Origin of the sequence: Streptomyces sp. NPDC050636, from assembly GCF_040654775.1 — a bacterium.
Classification (GTDB): Bacteria; Actinomycetota; Actinomycetes; order Streptomycetales; family Streptomycetaceae; genus Streptomyces.
The window spans coordinates 118,461-138,164 of record NZ_JBFAIP010000011.1; the positions used below are offsets into that span (position 1 = coordinate 118,461).

Annotated in this window: 20 protein-coding genes; 12 read left to right on the forward strand and 8 right to left on the reverse strand. The window is 71.0% G+C overall.

Annotated elements, in window-relative coordinates:
* Positions 1-60: 60 nt before the first annotated feature.
* The 4 genes from AB0I10_RS13170 (at position 61) to AB0I10_RS13185 (ending at position 4,076) form a co-directional block, all read left to right on the forward strand.
* Complete coding sequence (locus AB0I10_RS13170) at positions 61-1,389, forward strand: DUF445 domain-containing protein (protein WP_363152503.1); 1,329 nt, start codon at positions 61-63, stop codon at positions 1,387-1,389.
* Between the two features lie 149 nt (positions 1,390-1,538).
* A complete protein-coding gene (locus AB0I10_RS13175) occupies positions 1,539-2,258 on the forward strand; it encodes a class E sortase (protein ID WP_363152533.1) in 720 nt (239 codons plus the stop codon).
* A 70-nt stretch (positions 2,259-2,328) separates the two neighbouring features.
* On the forward strand, positions 2,329-2,562 hold the full coding sequence (locus AB0I10_RS13180; protein ID WP_363152504.1) for a DUF3311 domain-containing protein: 234 nt from the start codon (positions 2,329-2,331) through the stop codon (positions 2,560-2,562).
* The gene (locus AB0I10_RS13185) at positions 2,559-4,076 is read left to right on the forward strand and encodes a sodium:solute symporter family protein (protein ID WP_363152505.1); all 1,518 of its coding nucleotides are present in this window, start codon (positions 2,559-2,561) and stop codon (positions 4,074-4,076) included. The genes AB0I10_RS13180 and AB0I10_RS13185 overlap by 4 nt, the downstream gene beginning before the upstream one ends.
* Here AB0I10_RS13185 and AB0I10_RS13190 read toward each other — a convergent pair.
* From AB0I10_RS13190 to AB0I10_RS13200, 3 genes are all read right to left on the reverse strand, one after another.
* A complete protein-coding gene (locus tag AB0I10_RS13190; RefSeq protein ID WP_363152506.1) occupies positions 4,060-5,019 on the reverse strand; it encodes an SCO0930 family lipoprotein in 960 nt (319 codons plus the stop codon). The genes AB0I10_RS13185 and AB0I10_RS13190 overlap by 17 nt on opposite strands.
* Positions 5,020-5,272: 253 nt before the next feature.
* Positions 5,273-6,805, reverse strand: a complete 1,533-nt coding sequence (locus tag AB0I10_RS13195) for an NADH-ubiquinone oxidoreductase-F iron-sulfur binding region domain-containing protein (RefSeq protein ID WP_363152507.1) — start codon at positions 6,803-6,805, stop codon at positions 5,273-5,275.
* Positions 6,802-7,677 (reverse strand): hypothetical protein, encoded by an 876-nt coding sequence (locus AB0I10_RS13200; RefSeq protein ID WP_363152509.1) that lies wholly within the window; start codon positions 7,675-7,677, stop codon positions 6,802-6,804. Before AB0I10_RS13200 ends, AB0I10_RS13195 begins: the two co-directional genes overlap by 4 nt.
* Before the next feature lie 574 nt (positions 7,678-8,251).
* Here AB0I10_RS13200 and AB0I10_RS13205 point away from each other — a divergent pair.
* Complete coding sequence (locus AB0I10_RS13205; protein WP_363152510.1) at positions 8,252-9,052, forward strand: helix-turn-helix domain-containing protein; 801 nt, start codon at positions 8,252-8,254, stop codon at positions 9,050-9,052.
* Positions 9,053-9,381: 329 nt separating this feature from the next.
* Here AB0I10_RS13205 and AB0I10_RS13210 read toward each other — a convergent pair whose 3' ends face one another.
* Positions 9,382-10,161, reverse strand: coding sequence for a GntR family transcriptional regulator (locus tag AB0I10_RS13210; protein WP_363152511.1), 780 nt, complete (start codon positions 10,159-10,161; stop codon positions 9,382-9,384).
* Positions 10,158-10,700, reverse strand: coding sequence for a UTRA domain-containing protein (locus AB0I10_RS13215; protein ID WP_363152512.1), 543 nt, complete (start codon positions 10,698-10,700; stop codon positions 10,158-10,160). The genes AB0I10_RS13210 and AB0I10_RS13215 overlap by 4 nt, the downstream gene beginning before the upstream one ends.
* 256 nt (positions 10,701-10,956) lie before the next feature.
* On the opposite strand from AB0I10_RS13215, the gene AB0I10_RS13220 reads away from it, so the two are divergent.
* Genes AB0I10_RS13220 through AB0I10_RS13235 form a run of 4 tightly spaced genes read left to right on the forward strand, consistent with a single transcriptional unit; the run spans position 10,957 to position 11,919 of the window.
* Positions 10,957-11,289, forward strand: a complete 333-nt coding sequence (locus AB0I10_RS13220) for a hypothetical protein (RefSeq protein WP_363152513.1) — start codon at positions 10,957-10,959, stop codon at positions 11,287-11,289.
* Positions 11,289-11,480 (forward strand): hypothetical protein, encoded by a 192-nt coding sequence (locus AB0I10_RS13225; RefSeq protein ID WP_363152514.1) that lies wholly within the window; start codon positions 11,289-11,291, stop codon positions 11,478-11,480. Before AB0I10_RS13220 ends, AB0I10_RS13225 begins: the two co-directional genes overlap by 1 nt.
* Positions 11,477-11,677, forward strand: coding sequence for a hypothetical protein (locus AB0I10_RS13230; protein ID WP_363152516.1), 201 nt, complete (start codon positions 11,477-11,479; stop codon positions 11,675-11,677). The genes AB0I10_RS13225 and AB0I10_RS13230 overlap by 4 nt, the downstream gene beginning before the upstream one ends.
* Positions 11,674-11,919 (forward strand): hypothetical protein, encoded by a 246-nt coding sequence (locus AB0I10_RS13235; RefSeq protein ID WP_363152517.1) that lies wholly within the window; start codon positions 11,674-11,676, stop codon positions 11,917-11,919. Before AB0I10_RS13230 ends, AB0I10_RS13235 begins: the two co-directional genes overlap by 4 nt.
* Before the next feature lie 647 nt (positions 11,920-12,566).
* On the opposite strand, the gene AB0I10_RS13240 is transcribed toward AB0I10_RS13235, so the two are convergent.
* From AB0I10_RS13240 to AB0I10_RS13250, 3 genes are all read right to left on the reverse strand, one after another.
* On the reverse strand, positions 12,567-14,009 hold the full coding sequence (locus tag AB0I10_RS13240) for a DUF1996 domain-containing protein (RefSeq protein WP_363152518.1): 1,443 nt from the start codon (positions 14,007-14,009) through the stop codon (positions 12,567-12,569).
* A gap of 153 nt (positions 14,010-14,162) precedes the next feature.
* Positions 14,163-14,783 (reverse strand): DUF4142 domain-containing protein, encoded by a 621-nt coding sequence (locus tag AB0I10_RS13245; protein ID WP_363152519.1) that lies wholly within the window; start codon positions 14,781-14,783, stop codon positions 14,163-14,165.
* Positions 14,784-15,062: 279 nt separating this feature from the next.
* The gene (locus AB0I10_RS13250) at positions 15,063-16,979 is read right to left on the reverse strand and encodes an AMP-dependent synthetase/ligase (protein WP_363152520.1); all 1,917 of its coding nucleotides are present in this window, start codon (positions 16,977-16,979) and stop codon (positions 15,063-15,065) included.
* A gap of 168 nt (positions 16,980-17,147) precedes the next feature.
* Here AB0I10_RS13250 and AB0I10_RS13255 point away from each other — a divergent pair, with 168 nt between their 5' ends.
* The 3 genes from AB0I10_RS13255 to AB0I10_RS13265 all read left to right on the forward strand — a co-directional run bounded on the left by AB0I10_RS13255 (position 17,148) and on the right by AB0I10_RS13265 (position 19,577).
* Complete coding sequence (locus tag AB0I10_RS13255; protein WP_363152521.1) at positions 17,148-17,453, forward strand: DUF6412 domain-containing protein; 306 nt, start codon at positions 17,148-17,150, stop codon at positions 17,451-17,453.
* Between the two features lie 181 nt (positions 17,454-17,634).
* The gene (locus tag AB0I10_RS13260; RefSeq protein WP_363152522.1) at positions 17,635-18,582 is read left to right on the forward strand and encodes a YidC/Oxa1 family membrane protein insertase; all 948 of its coding nucleotides are present in this window, start codon (positions 17,635-17,637) and stop codon (positions 18,580-18,582) included.
* Positions 18,583-18,719: 137 nt separating this feature from the next.
* Positions 18,720-19,577, forward strand: coding sequence for a fumarylacetoacetate hydrolase family protein (locus tag AB0I10_RS13265; protein ID WP_363152523.1), 858 nt, complete (start codon positions 18,720-18,722; stop codon positions 19,575-19,577).
* Positions 19,578-19,704 lie beyond the last annotated feature (127 nt).

The window sequence follows — 19,704 nt, forward strand, 5'->3', positions numbered from 1 at the left end:
GACGCGTGGCGCGGCATACGGCCGTACGGATGACGGGGCACGGTGGGAACGGTGGAGCGGATGGAACGCACGAATGCGGATGCGGCGCCGGCAGCGGTGGCCGCCGGCCGGGCCGCGGCGGCCGGAGGTTTCGGCTACAGCGCCCTCGACGAGGAGAAGCAGCGCGCCGTACGGCGGATGAAGACGCTGGCCACCGGCCTGCTGCTGGCCGTAGCGGTGGTCTATGTGCTGGCGAAATGGGCGGCATCCTCCGGTGCTGGTGGTTGGACGGGTTTTGTCGCGGCGGCCGCGGAGGCCGGCATGGTCGGTGCGCTGGCCGACTGGTTCGCCGTCACCGCCCTGTTCAAGCGGCCGATGGGACTGCCGATCCCGCACACTGCCATCATTCCTACCAAAAAGGATCAATTGGGGCAGAGTCTGGGTGACTTCGTCGGGGAAAATTTTCTCTCCGGCGAGGTCGTCCGCCTCCGGCTGCGCTCCGTCGGCATCGGCAAACGGCTCGGCGGCTGGCTCGCCGAGCCCAGGAACGCCGACCGGGTCACCGCCGAACTCTCCACCGCGCTGCGCGGCGCCCTGACCGTGCTGCGCGACTCCGACGTCCAGGCCGTCGTGGGCGAGGCCATCACCCGCCGCGCGGACGCCCAGGAAATCGCGCCCGGCATCGGCGCGCTGCTGGAGAAGGTCGTCTCCGAGGGCGGCCACACACGGGTGGTGGACCTGGTGTGCTCCCGCGCCCACGACTGGCTCGTCGAGCACGGCGACTCGGTCATGGCGGCGGTCTCCGGCGGCGCGCCCGGATGGACCCCGCGGTTCGTCGACCGCAAGGTGGGCGACCGGGTCTACAAGGAACTGCTGCGGTTCGTCACCGAGATGCGGGACATGCCCGAGCATCCGGCACGCGGCGCCGTCGACCGCTTCCTCAAGGACTTCGCCGGCGATATGCAGTCCGACCCGGAGACCAGGGCCAAGGTCGAGCGGCTGAAGTCCGAGGTCCTGGGCCGCGGTGAGGTGCAGGACCTGATCGCCTCCGCCTGGGGCTCGGTCCGCGCCATGATCGTGGCCGCCGCCGAGGACGAGCGCAGCGAACTGCGGCTGCGGGTGCGGTCCTCGCTGCTCTCCCTGGGGCAGCGGATGTCCGTCGACGGGCGGCTGCAGGGCAAGGTGGACGGCTGGCTGGAGGGCGCGGCCGTGTACGTGGTGACGACGTATCAGGGCGAGATCACCTCCCTGATCACCGACACCATCGCCGGCTGGGACGCCGAGCACACCTCGAAGAAGATCGAGGCGCACATCGGCCGCGACCTGCAGTTCATCCGGATCAACGGCACGGTCGTCGGCGCGCTGGCCGGACTGTGCATCTACACCGTGTCGCGGGCATTGGGCGGCTGACATCCCGCCAGGGAACAGGGCGTGAGCCGTGCCGACTGCCTCTGGTGGCCTGCGCCCGCAGGGTTTACGGTGCCCGCGTGCGGGAGCGGACGGAGTGGATACCGGTAGTCGTGCAGGGGCGGCGCACTCGCCGCTCAGCGGCTGCGCGGGTGCTGTGGGCCGGTGCGGAGCTGGCCGTGACACTCGGCGTCGTACTGCTGCTGCTCGTCGTCCACCAGCTGTGGTGGACGAACCGTCAGGCGCGGGACGACGCGCGGGACCAGGTCGCCCGGCTGGAGCGGCAGTGGGGAGAGCGGGGCGCCCGGCCGGAGCGGCCTGCCGTGACCCCGGCGCCCGGTGACGATCGTGAGCGGCAGAAGGGCGGTCGGAGCGCTCCGGCCGTTGCGCCACCGGGGCGTGCGGGCTCCCAGCCGCCGCAGGACCTGGCGTACGCGGTGCTGCGCATCCCGCGGATCGGCGTCACCGCGCCCATCGCCCAGGGCGTCGGCAAGTCCGCGGTCCTCAACAAGGGTTATGTCGGGCACTACCCGCACACCGCTCAGCCGGGCGGCGCCGGCAACGCCGCGCTGGCCGGGCACCGCAACACCCACGGCGAGCCGTTCCGCCACCTCGACCGGCTCCGGCCCGGCGACACCGTCACGATCGACACCGCCGAGGCCCGCTACACGTACGTCATCCGGCGCACCCTGCCGCAGACCACGCCCGGCGACGGGACCGTCCTCGCCGAGGTCCCGTTCAGCAGTGTGCACCCCGCCCACCGCTTCACCGCGCCCGGTGCGTATCTGACGCTGACGACCTGTACGCCGGCGTATTCGTCCACGTACCGGCTGGTGGTGTGGGGGGTGTTGCGGTCGACGCAGTCACGCTGAGACGGCCGGCACGGTCGCGGTGGGACACCTCCGCGGTCGCCTGGGAGGCACTCGTCTAGGCTCTTGCCACGTGCGAAACCAGACCTCCGGCGGTCGATCCCCGGGCTCCCGAAAGCGCCCCGCGCTGCTGTGGCTGCTGTTGCCCTACGTGCTGTTCCTGGCGGCGCTGCCCCTGGTGAACAAGGTGACGCCGACCGTGTGCGGTCTGCCGTTCCTGTTCTTCTGGATGCTGCTGGCGACCCTGCTGACGCCGGTGTCGGTGTGGCTGGCCCGGCGCGGCGACCTCAAGCGGGGCTGCGCATGAACGCCACCGTCTCCACCTCCGTTTTCGCCGCCTTCATGGTGCTGACCGTCGTCCTCGGCCTGCTCGCGGTACGCGGCCGGGGCTCCGGGGGCGGGCTGACGGAGTGGTCGGTGGGCGGCCGCAGCCTGGGCACCGCCTTCATCTGGGTGCTGATGGCCGGTGAGAGCTATACGAGCTTCAGCTATCTCGGCGCGGCCGGCTGGGGCTACAACTCCGGCGCCCCGGTGCTCTACGTCCTGGCCTACATGTCCTGCGGCTATGCGATCGGCTACGTCGTCGGCCCGATGCTGTGGGCCTACGCCCGCCGGCACGGCCTGGTCGGCATCACCGACATGGTCGCGCACCGCTACGGGCGGCCCTGGCTCGGCGCCGCCGTCGCCATCCTCGCCACCGTCTGCCTGCTGCCGTACATCCAGCTGCAGATCACCGGCATGGGCGTGGTCGTCTCCACCATCTCCTACGGCGCGATCAGCCTCAACTGGGCCTATTTCCTGGCCTTCGCGGTCACCACCGGCTTCGTGGTGATCAGCGGACTGCGCGGCAGCGCCTGGGTCTCGGTGCTCAAGGACATCCTCGTCATCGGCACCCTCGCCTTCCTCGCGGTGTACGTGCCGCTGCACTACTTCGGCGGCTACGGGCCCTTCCTGGACCGGATCGTCGCCGAGAAGCCGCAGTGGCTGACCTTCCCGGGGCACGGCTCGGGGGGCCTGGGCCAGGGCTGGTTCATCACCACCACCCTCATCAACTCCCTGACTGTGGTGATCTTTCCGACGACCGTGGCGGGCTATCTCGGCGCCCGCAATGCCGACGCGCTGCGGCGTAATGCCATGTACCTCCCGTTCTACAACGTGCTGTTGTTCGTGCCGATGCTGCTGGGTCTCGCGGCGGTGTTCGTGGTGCCGGGGCTGGCCGGTGCGGACTCCAATCTCGCGCTGTTCAAGCTGGTGGTGGACTCCCTTCCGGCCTGGGCGGTGGGCCTGACCGGGGTGGCCGCGGCCCTCTCCTCCATCGTGCCGATGGCCGTGTTCATGCTGGTCATCGGCACGATGTGGGGGAGGAGCGTACTGGGCGCGATCCCCAGGCTGGCCAATCGCCAGAAGCTGTGGTCGCAGTTGGTCGTGGTGGTGGCAGGGGCGCTGGCGCTGCTGCTGACCTACACCGCCCCCAACACCCTCGTCCGGCTGTCGCTGATCTCGTACGAGGGCATGGCGCAGCTCGTGCCGATGCTGCTGCTGGGGTTGGTGTGGCGGCGGCTGACGCTGCACGCCGCGGTGAGCGGCCTGGTCGCGGGTTTCGTGCTCGTCTGTGTGCTGGTGTTCAGCGGTCACGACCCGGTCTGGGGGATGAACGCGGGGATCGTCGGGCTCGCCGTCAATGTGGCGGTGGCGCTCGCGGTCACCTGGCTGGGGCCGCGGGCCGCGGACGACCGGCCGGACGCCGAGGTGCTGGCGCTGGACGACGAGTTCCCCCGGGGGGACGCCGCGCGGGCCGAGACGGTCAGCCCTCCGGCGTAGCCGTGATCTTCTTGCCGTCCTTGGAGACCGCGAACCACAGGCCGTCCTTGCCCTGGCCGTTGATGTCACCGGGCTGCTTGTCGCCGGTGAACCAGTAGACCGGCCAGCAGTCGACGGCCAGCTGCCGGATGCCGTCCGGGCGGGTGACGGTGGTGATCAGCTTCTCGGGGATACCGGTGAGCTGGGAGCGGTCGGCGGGCTTGGCGGGCTTCCAGGTGTCCAGGCAGGCGTCGTTGCAGGCGAACTTCATCGGCCAGGCGCTGTCCTTGTTGAAGCGGTAGAGCGTCCGCCCCTGGCCGTCGACGAGGAGCTCGCCGAGCTCGGGCTGGTTGAACACCGACACATCGCCGGGCTTTTGGGCGCCGGCCTTCTTGCCGTCGGCGGCCAGCGCGTTCCAGGTGCCGCCGACGCCATGGCCGTTGGTGTCGCCGGCCTTGGTGTCCTTGATGTAGCGGTAGGCGGGCCAGCCGCCGATGGTGAGCTGCTTGACGCCGTCGGCGCGGGTGACCGAGCCCAGGTCGCTCTTGGCGATGCCGGCGGGGGCGGTGGCGCCGTTGGCGGGGACCGGCGGCCAGGTGGTGGCGCAGGCGCCGGAGCAGTTGGACTTGGCCGGGTCAGGGACGTCCTTGTCGAAGCGGTAGAGCGTCATCCCCTTGGCGTCGGTGACGACCGGGCCGAGCTCGGGGGCCTGCGACAGCGCGAGTTTGCCCGCCGCGGGCCCGGCCTTCGCCCCCTTGCCCTCCCCGCCGCCCGCCTGGCCGCCGTCGCCCCCGCCGGAGCCGGAGGAGCCGTAGTCGTAGTCGCTGGTGCCCTGGCCCGCGGGCTGGACGGTGTCGGTGGTCGGGGTGCCGGCGCTCTGGTTGCCGCTGCTGCCGCAGGCGGCGGTCAGCGCCAGGGTGGCGACCGCCGCGGCCGCGAGTCCCGCACGACGTCGAGTGATCATGAGTGCTCCTCTGTGGGTGGCGTTGCCGAGTGCTGTGGAGGGTGTTTGCCGGTTGCTCTCGTCGGGTTGTCGTTGTCGGAGGTTCTTCGGCCGAGTGCTCTTGGCCGAGTGCTCGACCGGGTGCTCTTGGCCCGCGCTGTCTCCTGCTCTCTGCGCTCTCTCGTGCTGTTGTGGGTGGAATACGGGCCGCGGGATGTGCGCGTTCAGCCGCCGGGAAACTTGTCACGGGGCACGAAAGGCCATCCGCCCGGCGTCAGTTGGCGCCCTGGATGCGCAGCGCCAGCGCTGGGCAGCGGCGCACCGCGAGTTGCGCCCGGCGCCGCATCCGGGCCGGGAGCGCCATGTTGGCCTCCTCCGGATAGCCGTCCGGGCCGAGTCGTACGACGCCGGGCACCACATCCGCGCACAGGCCGTGGCCGCGGCACAGCGTCCAGTCGACCAGCAGCCGTTCAGGCTTCGGTGCCGGCGGGCGAGCGGCAGGCGGTGGCGTGGCCGGCAGTTGCCCGGTGACCGGCAGGGCCCCGGTCACCGGGCGGCCGCACCCGAACCCGCGCGCATGGCGTTCGAACTCCTCGGGGAAGGCGGCGAGGGCCGAGGCGACGAAGCGCGCGGTGCCGTCCGGGTGGCTGCAGGCGCCGCGTCCGCGCACCGCGTCCATACGGGCGCGGACCGCGTCCAGCGCGGTGTCACCGCCGCCCCGAACGGCGTCGGCGAGGACATCGGCGAGGGCCGGCAGGCCCAGGACGCAGGGGCCGCACTGGCCGGCGGACTCGCCGGCCATCCAGCGGGCGACCCGTACCGTCTCGCCCGCGACGCAGGTGTCGTACGGCAGCGGCAGCACCGCCCCGGCGCCGAGCACCGCACCGTACTCGGCCAGCGCGTCACGGGACAGCCTCGCGGTCCGCGCATCGGCCGGGGACACGAACGTGCCGTGGTAGCCGCCGATCAGTACGCCCTGCCCGGGGTCGGTCCCGCACAGGGCGAGGACCTGGGTGAGCGGGATGCCGTACGGGGCCTCCACCACCCGGCTGCCGGCGACGGTCAGCAGCAGCGTGCCGGGCTCGGTGGGCAGCCCCGCCGTGCGGTAGCCGAGGGCGCCCATCCGTGCGGCCAGGGCGAGTTGGGCGTAGGTCTCGGTGTTGGACAGCAGGGTCGGCACACCGTTCAGGCCGCGTTCGCTGGAGCGGACCTTGCGGCCGGAGGGCAGCCCCGGGCCGCCGCCCAGGCCGTTGGTGAGCGCGGTGCCCTCGCCGGTGACGAACCGTTCGGTCAGTAGGGTGACCCTTAACGTCCGACGTGTCGGGCCGCGTTCGCCGATGGCACGGCGTACCGAGTCCGCCACGTCCTCGCGGGTCACCCCGATCGCGACCTCCTGGGCGCCGAGCGCCTCGGCGGCCAGCAGGGCGCCGTCCAGCACCAGATGCGGTACGTGCAGCAGCAGCGCGGTGTCCTTGAGGCAACTGGGCTCGCCCTCGCTGCCGTTGACGACCACCGCCGCCTTGCCGTCGGAGCGCCGCATGCCGTCCAGGACGGCGGTCAGCTTGCGGGCGAACGGGAAGCCCGCGCCGCCGCGGCCGCGCAGATCGGTGTCCTCGGCGAGCGCGATCAGCTCCTGAGCGGTCAGCCGGGGCGTGGAATCGTGCTGTGCCAGATGCGCGACCCGGTCCAGGCGCGGCATCGCGTCGAGGCCGGCCAGCAGCCGCGGCGCGCCCAGGGACGCCAAGGTCGGCACGGGCTCGGGCGCGGGGACGGCCGGCAGCGGGCGGGTGGGGGCCGGTGCGGTCATCGGCGCTCCCCTGGCTCACGGCGCCGGCCGCGCGGCGTCCGCGGCTCACCCGCCCCGCGCGACCACAGTGGCTGTCTCGCCCCGCGCCGCGGCAGCGGCTCACCCGTCCCGCGTGATCGCGCCGACCACACCGACCTCACCGACCACCCCGGCATACGCAGCCGCAGCACCAGCCGTACGGCCACCGCGACAAGACAGATCGCATATCCGGTAAGCGCCCAACCGGCCGCCTCACGCCCGGCCTTGAGGCCATGGACCAGGGCCAGCGCCCAGGCGACGTACGCGCTCATGTGCAGCGCCCGCCACCAGCGGGAGGCGGTGTTGCCGGCGAACGCGCCGCGTACCGCGCCGGTCACCGCGACGGCGAGGAACACATACGCGGCGAGCGTGCCGAGGCCGATGAGCACCGGGCGGGCGCCGTCGGTGAACGGCACCGCGGCGGACAGGGCGCCGGTGTGCCCCTCGGCGACCTTCACCCAGATGTGCAGGCCGAGGAAGCCGAGCCCGGCGATGCCGGTGCCGCGGTGCACGGCCTGGGCGAGCAGCCGGTGGCCCGTGTGCAGCACCATCCGGTCGGTGGCCGCCAGGCCCCACAGCACCGTGACGGACAACGAGACCAGCGCCAGCACTCCGGCGCCGAAGTCCAGGAAGGCCACAGTGGTGTTCATCGCGCCGGAGTTCAGGGTGACGGCGAGAAAGAGCAGCAGCGCCGCCGGAAGTGCCGGGCGCAGCAAGGTGGTTCGGGCGAAGCCGCCGCCCTGCGCCTTGTCCGGCGGCGTGCCGGGTTCGTGCGGAGGGCGCCGGGGGCGAGGCGGGCGTGGCGAGGGCCGGGCGCGGTGCGCGGCGCGGCTCTGCAAACGAGGTGCGGACATCGAACCTCCCGGTGGGGGCACGGGTGCGGGAACCGAATTTCGATGAAATCTCCCAGCGGCGGTATTTGCGCCGCGGCATTTGTTCATGTGACCCCCGGTAACACTCCACATTCTGTGACCAGGTGTTTACTCAGGGCCGTAATCCGGATGAGCAAAAGCATCTCCGAACGCTCTCAGAATTTCCTAAGGTTTAGCGCGCTGTGACAAATTCCTGCACCGGCGTCGCGGTCGCGCAGGGTGACTCCGGATGATGCCGACTCAGGCGCAGGGGCCGTACAAGCCCTGCCCCAGCCGCATCCCCGCCAGGATCGAGGTAGCGATGTGTGATCTCCTGAACCGCATCTGGTCGCGCCCCCGAGGCGAGTGGACCCGGGAAGTGAGAAAGGAAATCCCGGGCCTTGCAGAGAAGGTGGTCGAGGAGTTGCAACGCGGATTTCCGCAAATGGCGGCACTTCTCGGAGATACCCCCGTGGAAGAGGCGCAATGGGCCCTGGAACAGGCCCTCCTGACATGTCTCGGGTATCAAAAGACATCGGAGACCAAACGACCCGCCGTAACATCCGTCGTCACTCCGATGCCCGTCGCACGGGCCCGCCAGGACCTGTTCGACGCGCTCGCCGGACAACGGGGCGTCCCCGAGGGCGGCCTGACCGAGCTGGCCCGCGCGGCCGGCTGGCCGGTCCCGGACACCCTCCAGGCCGTCGTCCTCGCCTCCCCCGCCGAGGCACCCCAACTGGCCGCCGCCCTCGGCCATGCCCTGATCGGCAGCATCGACGGTGACACCTGTCTGTTCGTCCCCGACCCGGCCACCCAGACCAAGGCCCGGCTGGAGGCGGCGCTCAAGGGCCGGATGGCAGCCGTCGGCCACGTCGTACCCGCGACCGAGGCTGCCTCCTCGCTGCGTTGGGCGCGCTATCTCCTCTCACTCGGCCCCAGCAGGGTCGGCCCCGAAACGCGCCCCGCGTTCGTCGACGACCACCTCTCCGCTCTTTTACTGCTGCAGGACGAGTCGCTGGCGGACGCGCTGACGTCCCGCTGGCTCGGCCCGCTGGATGAACTGACGCCCCGCCAGAGCGAACGCCTCGAAGTCACGCTGCTGGCCTGGTTGGAGGGAGGCGGCGCACCCGAAGCCGCCAAACTCCTCCATGTCCACCCGCAGACGGTGCGCTACCGCCTGCGCCAGATCGAGAAACTCTTCGGCCCGGCACTCCGCGACCCCCGAACCCGCTTCGAACTGGAAATGGCACTCCGCAGCCGCCGGTTGATGGCACATGTACGCAGTTACCGCGCCCGTGCGGGCCGCCGTGCCCGGGCCGTTGCCTCCACCATCCGACCATTGGGCATGGCCAGGGAGGCGCGGGTGAATGGCCTATGAGGCGCCGGAGGGAGTCCGGCGTCCGGTAGCTGGGCGGCCTGCTGAGACGGCGGGAGCTCTGTGGACAGGACGGGAGTCCTGTGGATAGGCCGCATCGGCCGGGAGTCCTGCGGATACGGCTGGACTCCCGGCCGATGCGGCCACGTTGTACGTGCCAGGTGTGCCATTGCCCCTTAGGGCATGGCACCCCGCCACTCAACGGTCGCTGCGGCGGTGACCATCGGGCTGGCTGTCGCGTCCGTGTTCTGGCGCCGGACTGACTTCAGGACTGAGCCAGGGGCACTCGTGGCGCGTCAACGGATCTCTGTCCCCCCGGGAAGGGGCGGGCCTCACTCCGGCGTGAACTCGTATTGGAGTTCATAGAGATGGCCGGCTTTGACCATGACGGTGGCTTCGATGGGCCGTTCGTGGTCGCTGTAGACGACGCGCAGGGTCCGAAGCACGGGCAGGTTGCTGGGGAGGTGGAGGGCCTCGTACTGCTCTTGAGTGGGTACCCGGGCGGAGACCCGGTCGATGCTGAGCCTGGGTGGGTATCCCAGTTCGGCCAGGAGGGCCGGCGTACCGCCCTTGATCCTGCGGCGTTCCGTCATCGCGGTGCCGCGGGTGATGTCCAGCCGGTAGTAGGACTTGACCAGTTCGACCGGTTCGTCGTCGATCACGAGGATCTGGCGGCGGAGCAGTGCCTTCTCGCCGTTCGCGAGCTTCAGGGCGTCCGCGACATCGTCGGGCGGCAATGCCTCCGTGACCTCCAGCAGCTTGCTACGTGTCTGCCCGCCATGTTTCGCGGCCTCGGTGAGCCAGCGGTACGGCTCCCCGGGACCGGCCGGTGACATGAAGGCAGCGGGCCGCATGGTGCGCTGGCGGTGTTCTCGGACGGTCACCGCCGCCCCGGCCCGGCCGATGACCAGGCGCTCGTCCTTGAGGAGTTGGAGCGCCTTCTGCACTGTGGCGTTGGACGCGTCGAACCGTGCCTTGAGCTGCGCTGTGGAGGGCAGGTTGGCGCCTGGAGCCAGGTCGCCGCTCATGATTTCGTCGCGGAGGTCCGCGGCGATCCGTTCGTGGAGGGAACGCCGGTCGTACGCGTCGTCTTCGGTTCTCGGCACGGTCATCCGATCCTGATCTCGTAGCGCAGCCGCTGAAGGTGTCCGGGCATTGCCATCCTGTCGACTTGGATCGGCTGGTCGTGGCCGTCCAGCGTGACCCGTGTCAGCTGAAGCACCGGTTCGTCCGTGCCGGTCCGCAGCGCGTCGCATTCCTCGTTGCTGGGCAGCCGGGCGATCACGTCTTCTCGGACCCGGGCGCCGACATGTCCGAGCTCGGCGAGGAGCGAGACCGCACCGCCGGGAATCTTGGCGGTCCCGGCCAGCCGGGTCCCCCGTGCGATGTGGGCAGGGTAGTAGGTGTCGGTCAACTCGCAGGGCCGGTCGTCGAGATACATGACGCGGCGGCGTACGACGACGGCCTCGCCCTCGCCGATTCCCAGGAGTTCCGCGATCTCGAACGGCGCCGCGATCTCGCCGGCGTGGACGATGCGTTGACTACCCCGGCGACCACGGGCGGCAGTCTCCGCGCCCCAGGCGTCGGACTGCCCCTTCTGGCGCGGTGTCAGGTATGGCATCGAGGTACTGACCCACTCGCTGGTGTCCACGGCGTCCTCCTGCGCGGTAGGTGATCTCCGTCCTTCGCTTACACGGTAAGCGACTTCCGGGCCGCGATCGCCATCTCGGCAGATCTTGCTGCTTTTCGTGAATAGCGATACAGTTCGGGGATCGTGCAGCCCCGGATCAAGGCGGTGTTCCACCATGCCCCTGCCACGGCAACGTCGATTCGCCAGAACTCGCGCTCTTGCTGGCGCTGCGCCAAACCTTGTCGCCGACGCCCTCGCCCGGATCTTCGAACCCCTGTTGCGGCTGATACTGCCGCCGTTCGGCCGCCATCGGGCTGCCGAAACGTACGCCACCAGCGAGCCCCGCGCGGTGACACCCTCCGGCCGCCTGATCCACGTACCGATGGTGCGCGGCGAGGACGCGCCGACGCTCGCGCTCCCCCGCGTCACGGTCCGGCATTCGGGGCTGCTGCGTGGTGAGGACACTGCTCTGATCCGCCCGTATCTCCTCACCCCCGAGGAACGGCAGGAACGACGGGCACAACGTGAGCGGCGGCGCGCGCTGATCCTCGCGACGTACGGCATCGATGCCGGTCGGCGCCTGATTCACGGTGTGGAGGTGACGGCGTGATGCCCCGCAATTGCCGCCCCGCCCATCTGGGAGAACCGTCGTCGGAGCCCATGGCGGTTGCCGGGTGCGACGTGTGCGCCGCCCTGGCCGACCAGCGCGCGGCGGCGCGCGCCAACGGAGACGAGTCGAAGGTGACCGACTACAACGTCGAAATCCGCGACCACCCCCACCCGACGCGGGAGGGACGATGACGACCGAAGCGCGAACGGACAGCCGGGCGGCGGACGCCTTTCACACTTTGCAACTTGCCCTGGCTGGCGCGGAGATGATGTTCCCGGAGCTGACGTTCAGCGACGCCGCCGACGGAGAGATCCGGGTCAATCGCGGCCGCGTTGGCATCCGAACCGCCGCGAACCTTGCCCGCGCTCTGAAAGCGGCGTGGTCATGAGCGCGGGCGTGTGGTCGCGGTTGCGTGACTGGGCCGAGGAGGCGTGGTGTCGGCATGTCAGGTATCGGGAGTTGTACCGGCAGCTCGATCAGATGCGGGCGGACCTCAAGGCCCGTACCGGGTGGATGGATGAGCTGTCCGAGGAGGAGTTGGCGGAGGTGCTGCGTGGTCTCGCCGAGTGCATCGACGCCGTGCAGGCGGTGGGTGGCGATGGCTCGGACCGTTGGGAGGGGAGGGCGTGAGGGCGCGTTACCGGTTTGCTGAGTGGACGCTGGCGGCTGATTCGGAAGTGTCGCTGCGGTTCGTCGGTGCATGTCTGGACTGCGGGGAGTGCTGCGTCGATACCGCGTCTGCCGATGAAGCGCAGGGGTGGTGTCTCAAGCATGCCGGGCTGACCGGGGACAGGCGCTTTGAGATGAGGGGATTCCAGTTGTTCACCGCCTATTTGACCAACGCGGCGGCGGACGGCGCTCCTCCCGCGACGTAGGCCAGGCAGGGCAGGGCTGCCGTGGCCTGGCACCGGCCGCCCCGCCCGCACGACTTCCCCGGACCGGACAACCGAGAGCAGGGACAGTACGTGTTCCGCCTGAGCCGACGGGCTCACTCCCGGCCCGGTCCGTCCCACGGGGAGCCTCCCGGGACGGCTCCCCTGAAGGATGCCGCGCGGCAACGCGGTGAGGGAAACAGGTCCTGCCCGGTGAACTCCTGCACCGGGCGGGACCGCCCGGGGGAGTGAGGGTTTTCGCCACCGCCGCGGACGGACCCTCTCGGCACGGGGTACGGGGTACGGGGTACGCGTACCGGTCCGGAGGCCCGGCCTGGCGCAGTGGCCGGCCCTCCGGACGGCACGATCCCTGGGGTCACCGGGAGAGACCGGCCCAAGGGGGCATCAGGTGCAGTTGCGCCCGTCGTTGATGCAGTCGACGGCCCCGGCCATCAGGTCATCCGGCATCACATTGATGAAGTCGCCGTGGTCGGTCACCGGCTTGTGCAGCTGCTCGGGGAAGCTGTCCACCGCGAAGCCCTGGCCCTGGGGGACGTCGTAGGTGATGCGCTGCACCAGCTGCGGCACCGCGGTGAAGCCGTTCGGGCACCTGCCGTCCTGGCCCGAGAACGCCATATGCGTACGGTGGTTGGCGCTGTCGATGTTCCGGCCGTCCCAGCAGTTCTGGAAGGCGAAGGTGCGGACGACGTCGGCGCCGTCGGGGCAGATCGGGTACTTGTCCTTCAGCTGCCGGTTCTCGAAGCCGACGCAGCTCCAGGAGGCGTTGGCGTTGGCCGTGCCGTTGGTGAAGGCCTTGGCGTCGCCGGTGATGATCTTCAGGAAGCGCGGCATCTGCTGGACCGCCCCGGCCTGGCTGCCGCGGAACTGCAGCGTCACCGAGGCCGGTTGCAGTACCGAGCCGACATTGCCGTCGTGTCCGGCGCCCGGAGCGTGCACCGAGGTCCCGTCCAGCTGGCGCAGCACCGGCCAGTAGTGGGAGGACTGATCGCCGTTGTTGCAGGTGGTGTCGGACTGGGCGAGCTTTTGGTCGTTGGAGAAGGCGTCGGTGGCCTTGTTGCCGACGTAGTCATGGGTGTGGTGTGCGCCGTTGCCGACGCCCGGGGTGACGATGACGTTGTCGGAGTTGAAGTGGCCGTCCTCATTGCGGCCGCACTCGGTGGTGAAGGTGCCGGTGGAGGCGCCGTTGCCCTGGGGGGCGGCGAACGGCGGATCGCCGGCGTTCGGCTCGACGGAGGTGATGTCGGCGAAGTCGTCCGGGAAGGGACCGCCTTGGATCTGCCCCTGCTGCCCGCCGTCGTTCTGGTCCTGTTGCTGCCCGTCGTTCTGGTCCTGCTGCTGGTCTTGCTGCTGGTCCTGGGTCTGGTCCTGCTGTTGTTGCTCCCACGGATACTGATCGTTCGTCGACTTCACGGAGTCCGTACCCGTGCTCTCCCCCGTGGGCTTCGTGGTGCAGGTGACCAGCTTCGCCAGGTAGCCGGTCTGTTCGGCGGAATCCTTGGCGATCGCGTTCGCCATCGTCTCGATGGTCGACTGACGCCGCTGCTTCAGCCGGCTGAGCACCTCGCTCCCGCCGCCGTCCGTCATCCGCCCGTAGGCGTCGGCCACTTGGCGGTCGAGGGCGGCCAGCCCCTTGGAGACCTGAAGCTTGGCCCCACTCGGTACCTCCCGCAGCTTCTCGCCCACATCGGGGCAGGAGACGGTGATCGCGGCCGCGGTGTGCTGCTGGCCGTCCGTGGCGTCCGGGTCGGAGTTGCCGGCCAGCGCGGTGGTGGCGACCGCCGCCAGACCGCCGCCGCCCAGCAGAAGGGCGGCCGCGGCGACGAGCATTCTGTTCGTGAAACGCGAGCGTTTATGAGCCGAGCCCGGTTGGCCTGGTCGTTGCCGTTGCCTCATGAGATCACTTCGCTTCGTCCGATGTGAGGGGTGTCGTCGTTCGGTGTGAAGGGTTGGCCGTGTCCGGAATCCCGGAATCCCGGGATTTCAGCTGGTGTTGAGGGTGCTGAAGTCCACTTTTCCGGTCTTCTCCAGGACGGTGATGTGGTCCAGGACGACGGAGTTGGTACGGGTCGCCAGGCTCCGCACCATCGTGTTCTCGCTCTGCGCCCGTACGAGCGCCACCAGGCCGAAGACCTTGCCGTGCGCCCGGCGCAGCAACTGCGCGAACAGTGGTTCGAATTCGTCGCCCTGGGCGGCGCTGAGCTGGGCCAGCCAGCCCTGCTGCTGGTCGGAGGGTTGATTGGCCAGCTGGATGCCCAGCGCCCGGGCGGCCTCGATGGCCCGCCGGTCCAACTCGGTGTGGCCCATGACGAGATGGTTGCCCGCGGTCTTCACCGCGGCGCTCCTGCCGCGCTCCTGCGCCTGCCGGCCGGCCGGCAGTTCCCACAGGCCGGCGAGCCTGACCTTGCGCACGAAGTCCCGGTCCATCGCGGTCAGCGGGCCGTACTCGGTGTTCACCGTGCCACCACCATCGTCGTCCCACGACGGCGCGCTCTGGGCCACCGCCGAGTTCTCCCCGAAGAGCTGCACCGGCAGCAGCAGCGCCGCGAGGGTGGCCGCGAGCGCGCAGACCACCAGCCCGGTGGCGATGGTCCGTCCGGACATTGCGGAGTTGCTGACGATCGACCGCACACGGCCTCCCGGTTCGTCCCGACTGGAATGCCACCGGACGGTAGGCCGCGCACGGGGCCCGTGGACCCGGGTCCTCACCCCTGGACAAATAACGGCCGGGCCCGCCGCGACACTGCTACGGTGCCGCGAGCGGGCCCGGCAGGACGGGCGGCGGGCCCGGCCGGCGCGTGGCGCGCCCCTGTTTCCGTGTGCGCGCGGACCTGCCCAGGGCGCGTGTACGGGTGCTGCTCGGCATGGCTACGGGCTGCCCGCTCAGCGTGCGTACGGTCCCGCGGCCGCCGCCCGGCGCCGCTCCGCGCGCGACTCGCGGATATCGCGTTCCCCCTGCGCGTACATCGCATCGATCTCCGCCGCGTACGCCCGGACGATCGCCGCCCGCCGCAGCTTCAGCGACGGCGTCATCAGCCCGGCCTCCTGGCTGAACTCGCCCGGCAGGATGCGGAACGCACGGATCGACTCGGCCCGCGACACCGAGCTGTTCGCGCGCGCCACGGCGCGTTGCACCTCCGCCCGCACCTGCTCCTCGGGCGACGGCTCCCGGCCGTCCCGCAGCCCGTCACCGCGACCGTCACCGTCCGCGCCGTTCAGTCGCCACCAGTGCGCCAGCGCCTCCGGATCCAGCGTGATCAGCGCGGTCACATACGGCCGGTCGTCGCCGATCACCACGCACTGCGAGATCAGCGGATGTGCGTGCAGCCGCTCCTCCAGCGCCTGCGGAGCGACGCTCTTGCCGCTGCTGGTGATGATGATGTCCTTCTTGCGGCCGGTGATGACCAGATAGCCCTCCTCGTCCAGACGCCCCAGGTCACCGGTCGGCAGCCAGCCGTCGTACAGCCCGCCGCCCGGCCTGCCGTCCTCGTCGAGATACCCGGCGAACACCACCGCGCCCCGCACCCACACCTCACCGTCCAGCGCCAGATGCACCGCGCTGCCCGGCAGCGGACGGCCCACCGTCCCGAACCGCACCCGGCCCGGCGGCTGCACGGTGATCGCGCCGGTGGTCTCCGTCAGGCCGTAACCGTCATAGACGGTGATCCCGGCGCCGGCGTAGAGCAGCCCCAGCTCCCGGCGCAGCGGCGAACCGCCGGAGACCGCGGTACGCACCCGGCCGCCCAGCCGCTCCCGGATGCGGGAGTACACCAGCCGGTCGTAGACCGCGTGCCGGGCCCGCAGGAACGGATCGGGGCCGCACCCGGTGCCCTGCGCCTGCTTCGCGAGCGCCTCCGCGTACCGCACCGCCACCGTCATCGCGGCGTCGAACATCCGCCGCCGGCCCGCCTGTTCAGCCGCCCGGCGCGCACGGTCGCAGATCTTCTCGAAGAGATACGGCACCGCGAACACGACCGTCGGCCGGAATGACGCGAGGGCCGGCAGCAGCGCGTCCAGCGACAGATCCGGCTGATGCCCGAGCAGCACCCCGCCCCGTATGCAGGCCACTTGCAGCATCAGCCCGTAGATATGCGCCAGCGGCAGGAACGCCAGCAGTGACGGGCGCTCGCCGGGCCCGGAGAGCAGCTCGCCCCAGCCGGCGTGCAGGGTGTCGCACTCGGCGGCGAGGTTGGCGTGTGTGATCACGCAGCCGCGGGGGTGTCCGGTGGTCCCCGATGTGTAGACGATCGCGGCGATCGAGCTGGGGGCGACCGCATGACGCAGCCGGTGCACATTCGCGTCGGCCAGCCGGGTGCCCTCCTCGGTCAGCCGGCGCACACAGTCCCGGTCCAGCTGCCAGATCCGCCGCAGTCCGGACCCCTCGTCGCAGGCCGCGGCGACGGTCATCGCCTGCGCCTCGTGCTCGACGACGATCGCGGCCACCCGTGCCCCGGCGAGAATGCTGCGCAGCTGCTCGGCGGAGGCGGTCGGATAGACGGGCACCAGCTGCGCGCCGACCGCCCACAGGGCATAGCTGAAGAGCGTCCACTCGTAGCGGGTTCGGGACATCAGGGCGACCCGGGTGCCCGGCCGGACCCCGCCCGCCAGCAGCCCTCTGGCCAGCCCCATGACCTCGTCGCGGAACTCCGCCGCGGACACCTCCCGCCACCCGGCTTCCCCGGCGTGGCGGCGGGCGAGCTGGGCGAAGTCCGGGCGCCGTTCGGCCGTGTCGAAGACGGAGTCGGCGAGACCGCCGGTCCGCAGTGGCGCCGCCAGGGCCGGAACGCTGATGTCGCGCACAGCACCTCCTAGGTGATCCCCCGATTGCCGCCGTCCCAGCGGCAGGGAGGGGCAAGTTACCGGCCGGTCTGCCGTCTGCCCAGGACTATGGCTACTCTTGAGCGGAAGACGACAGTCTTGGTCACGGGTCATTGACACGTCTTGGGTCACGCGGACGGAGGGGGCCGGATGTACCGCATCGCCGATGCCTGGCGGCTCTACACCTCTGCGCTGTTCTTCCTCCTCGCCGGACTCCTGCTGGCCCAGACCGGTCTGACGACGGCTCTGACGGCCGCCGCGGCCACCGCCGCGGTGCTGCTGCTGTGCAGTGCCTTCCTCATCGCGGCCTTCGCCCGCCCGGTACCGCCGGGCCGGATCCGCACCGCCATCCGCGATCGCGAGCGGCGTACGGCGTTCCTGCCACAGCGCGATCCCGACGCGGCGGGCCGCCCCCGCCCGCGAGCACCGGGCCGTCCCCTCCCGACGGCCGCGTAGGCGCCGGGCAGTGCGGTAGTTCACCACTGACGGGACCCAAGGGTCTTGTCACGCGTTCCGCTGTCCCGCTGCGCCCCGCGCGGCTCGTCACGCCGATTCCCCCGGCGCCACCGTCACCGGTGCGCCATCTCCGGCAGTGCCGGCATATCCGGCACGACGAGACCCGTGGAGGGCTCACCCCATGTCCGTTTTCGGCTTTCTCGGCGATGCGCTGGCGCACGGCGCCGCGGCCATCGACCCGCTCTTCGGCGCCGCGGCCACGGCCGTCGCCATCGTCCTCTTCACCCTCGGCGTACGCGCCGCACTGCATCCCCTCGCCCGCGCCGCGGCCCGCGGCGAGAAGGCCCGCGCCGCCCTCGCCCCGCAGATCACCGAGCTCCAGCGCAAGCACAGGAACCACCCCGAGCGCCTCCAGAAGGCGATGACCGACCTGTACGCCAAGACCGGCGCCTCGCCGCTGGCCGGCTGTCTCCCCACGCTGCTCCAGCTCCCCGTCTTCTTCGTCATGTACCACCTGTTCTCCACCGGAGGCGGCGGCCTGCTCGACCACACGCTGCTGGGCGCGCCGCTCGGCGGCCGCTGGGTCGAGGCGCTCGCCGAGGGCGGGGTCTTCGGGCGGCACGGCCTGGTCTATCTCGCGCTGTTCGCCCTGATCGCGGCGGTGGCCACGTGGAACTACCGGCGCGCGCGGGCCGCGATGGCCACCGCCCCGAAACCGGCCGCGGGCGGTAATGGCGCGCTGCCCGGCATGGGTGGAATGGCGAAGCTGATGCCGCTGCTGTCGTTCGGCACGCTGATCACCGTGGCCGTGGTGCCGCTGGCGGCCGGGCTCTACATGGTGACGACGACGACCTGGACGGCGTGCGAGCGGGCGCTGCTGCACCGGGACCGGGAGGGGAAGGCTGAGGGCAAGGGGGCGGACGAGGTCGCGGCCAGGGCTGCGGGCGAGGCGGACGCGGTCGATGGTGAGGCGCCGGCCCAAGAGGCCGCTGCCGATGCTCCCCGGCCGAAGCCCTCCTCCTTGCATCGGCGCTCGCTGAAGAACCAGTCCCGGGCCGCCCGGCAGCGGGCCGCCAGGACAAGGGCGCGGGCGGTCGCGTCCGATACATCCCGGTCTACCCCTCAGTAACGGTCCAGTCTGTGAACGAGGTCTTGCGGACTGGACCTCGTTCTTGGACGATCGGCCAAATCGCTCGATGGCCGTCCCCCATCGGCCGGCCCGGAAGGCCCCTTCCAGGCCGACCTTCGACCACGGGAGTTGTACCGATGAAGCTGCTGCGTGTCGGAACGGTGGGGGTGGAACGCCCGGCGCTCCTCGACGAGGCCGGCGTCCTGCGGGACCTGTCGGACCTTGTGCGGGACATCGACGGACCGCTGCTCGCGGATGACGAGGCGCTGGCGCGGATCCGTGCCGCCGCCGCGTCCGGTGAGCTGCCGGAGCTCGACGACGCCGGACTGCGCACCGGTCCGCCGGTGGGCCGGATCGGCAAGGTCGTCTGTATCGGGCTGAACTACCACGACCACGCCCGCGAGACGGGGGCCGCGACCCCCGAGGAGCCGATCATCTTCATGAAGGCTCCGGACACGGTCGTCGGCCCCGATGACACGGTGCTGGTGCCGCGCGGCAGCGTGAAGACGGACTGGGAGGTGGAGCTGGCGGTCGTCATCGGCCGTACGGCCCGCTACCTGGAGACCGACGAGCAGGCGCTGGCCGCGGTCGCCGGCTACACGGTGGCGCACGACGTCTCCGAGCGCGCCTTCCAGATCGAGCGCGGCGGCCAGTGGGACAAGGGCAAGAACTGCGAGACGTTCAACCCGCTGGGCCCCTGGCTGGTGACCGCCGACGAGGTGCCCGACCCACAGGCCCTCGGCATACGGCTGTGGGTCAACGGCGAGCTGAAGCAGGACGGTACGACCGCCGACCAGATCTTCCCGGTGGCCGAAGTGGTCCGCTACGTCAGCCAGTTCATGACCCTGTACCCGGGCGATGTCATCAACACCGGCACCCCGGCCGGCGTGGCCATGGGCCAGCCGGAGCCCAAGCCGTATCTGCGGGCCGGCGATGTCGTGGAGCTGGAGATCGACGGGCTGGGGCGCCAGCGGCAGGTGCTGCGCTCGGCGTGACGCTGCGCTCTGCCTGGGCCGTCTTGGTTGCGCGCCGGTTCGCTGCGCTTTGCCTGAGCCGTCTTTGGCTGTCCCGCCGTGGTGGTTACGCGCCGTTGCGCCTGCGGCGGGCGTGGTTTTGTCGGGT

What these genes read in the sequence shown, in the direction of transcription:
- AB0I10_RS13195 (WP_363152507.1), bottom strand. Translation starts at nt 6,805, where the DNA reads ATGACCGCACCGGCCCCCACCCGCCCGCTGCCGGCCGTCCCCGCGCCC.
- AB0I10_RS13230 (WP_363152516.1), top strand. Translation starts at nt 11,477, where the DNA reads ATGACGACCGAAGCGCGAACGGACAGCCGGGCGGCGGACGCCTTTCAC.
- AB0I10_RS13205 (WP_363152510.1), top strand. Translation starts at nt 8,252, where the DNA reads ATGCCCGTCGCACGGGCCCGCCAGGACCTGTTCGACGCGCTCGCCGGA.
- AB0I10_RS13235 (WP_363152517.1), top strand. Translation starts at nt 11,674, where the DNA reads ATGAGCGCGGGCGTGTGGTCGCGGTTGCGTGACTGGGCCGAGGAGGCG.
- AB0I10_RS13185 (WP_363152505.1), top strand. Translation starts at nt 2,559, where the DNA reads ATGAACGCCACCGTCTCCACCTCCGTTTTCGCCGCCTTCATGGTGCTG.
- AB0I10_RS13245 (WP_363152519.1), bottom strand. Translation starts at nt 14,783, where the DNA reads ATGTCCGGACGGACCATCGCCACCGGGCTGGTGGTCTGCGCGCTCGCG.
- AB0I10_RS13190 (WP_363152506.1), bottom strand. Translation starts at nt 5,019, where the DNA reads ATGATCACTCGACGTCGTGCGGGACTCGCGGCCGCGGCGGTCGCCACC.
- AB0I10_RS13170 (WP_363152503.1), top strand. Translation starts at nt 61, where the DNA reads ATGGAACGCACGAATGCGGATGCGGCGCCGGCAGCGGTGGCCGCCGGC.
- AB0I10_RS13265 (WP_363152523.1), top strand. Translation starts at nt 18,720, where the DNA reads ATGAAGCTGCTGCGTGTCGGAACGGTGGGGGTGGAACGCCCGGCGCTC.
- AB0I10_RS13225 (WP_363152514.1), top strand. Translation starts at nt 11,289, where the DNA reads ATGCCCCGCAATTGCCGCCCCGCCCATCTGGGAGAACCGTCGTCGGAG.
- AB0I10_RS13255 (WP_363152521.1), top strand. Translation starts at nt 17,148, where the DNA reads ATGTACCGCATCGCCGATGCCTGGCGGCTCTACACCTCTGCGCTGTTC.
- AB0I10_RS13200 (WP_363152509.1), bottom strand. Translation starts at nt 7,677, where the DNA reads ATGTCCGCACCTCGTTTGCAGAGCCGCGCCGCGCACCGCGCCCGGCCC.
- AB0I10_RS13240 (WP_363152518.1), bottom strand. Translation starts at nt 14,009, where the DNA reads ATGCTCGTCGCCGCGGCCGCCCTTCTGCTGGGCGGCGGCGGTCTGGCG.
- AB0I10_RS13210 (WP_363152511.1), bottom strand. Translation starts at nt 10,161, where the DNA reads ATGACCGTGCCGAGAACCGAAGACGACGCGTACGACCGGCGTTCCCTC.
- AB0I10_RS13260 (WP_363152522.1), top strand. Translation starts at nt 17,635, where the DNA reads ATGTCCGTTTTCGGCTTTCTCGGCGATGCGCTGGCGCACGGCGCCGCG.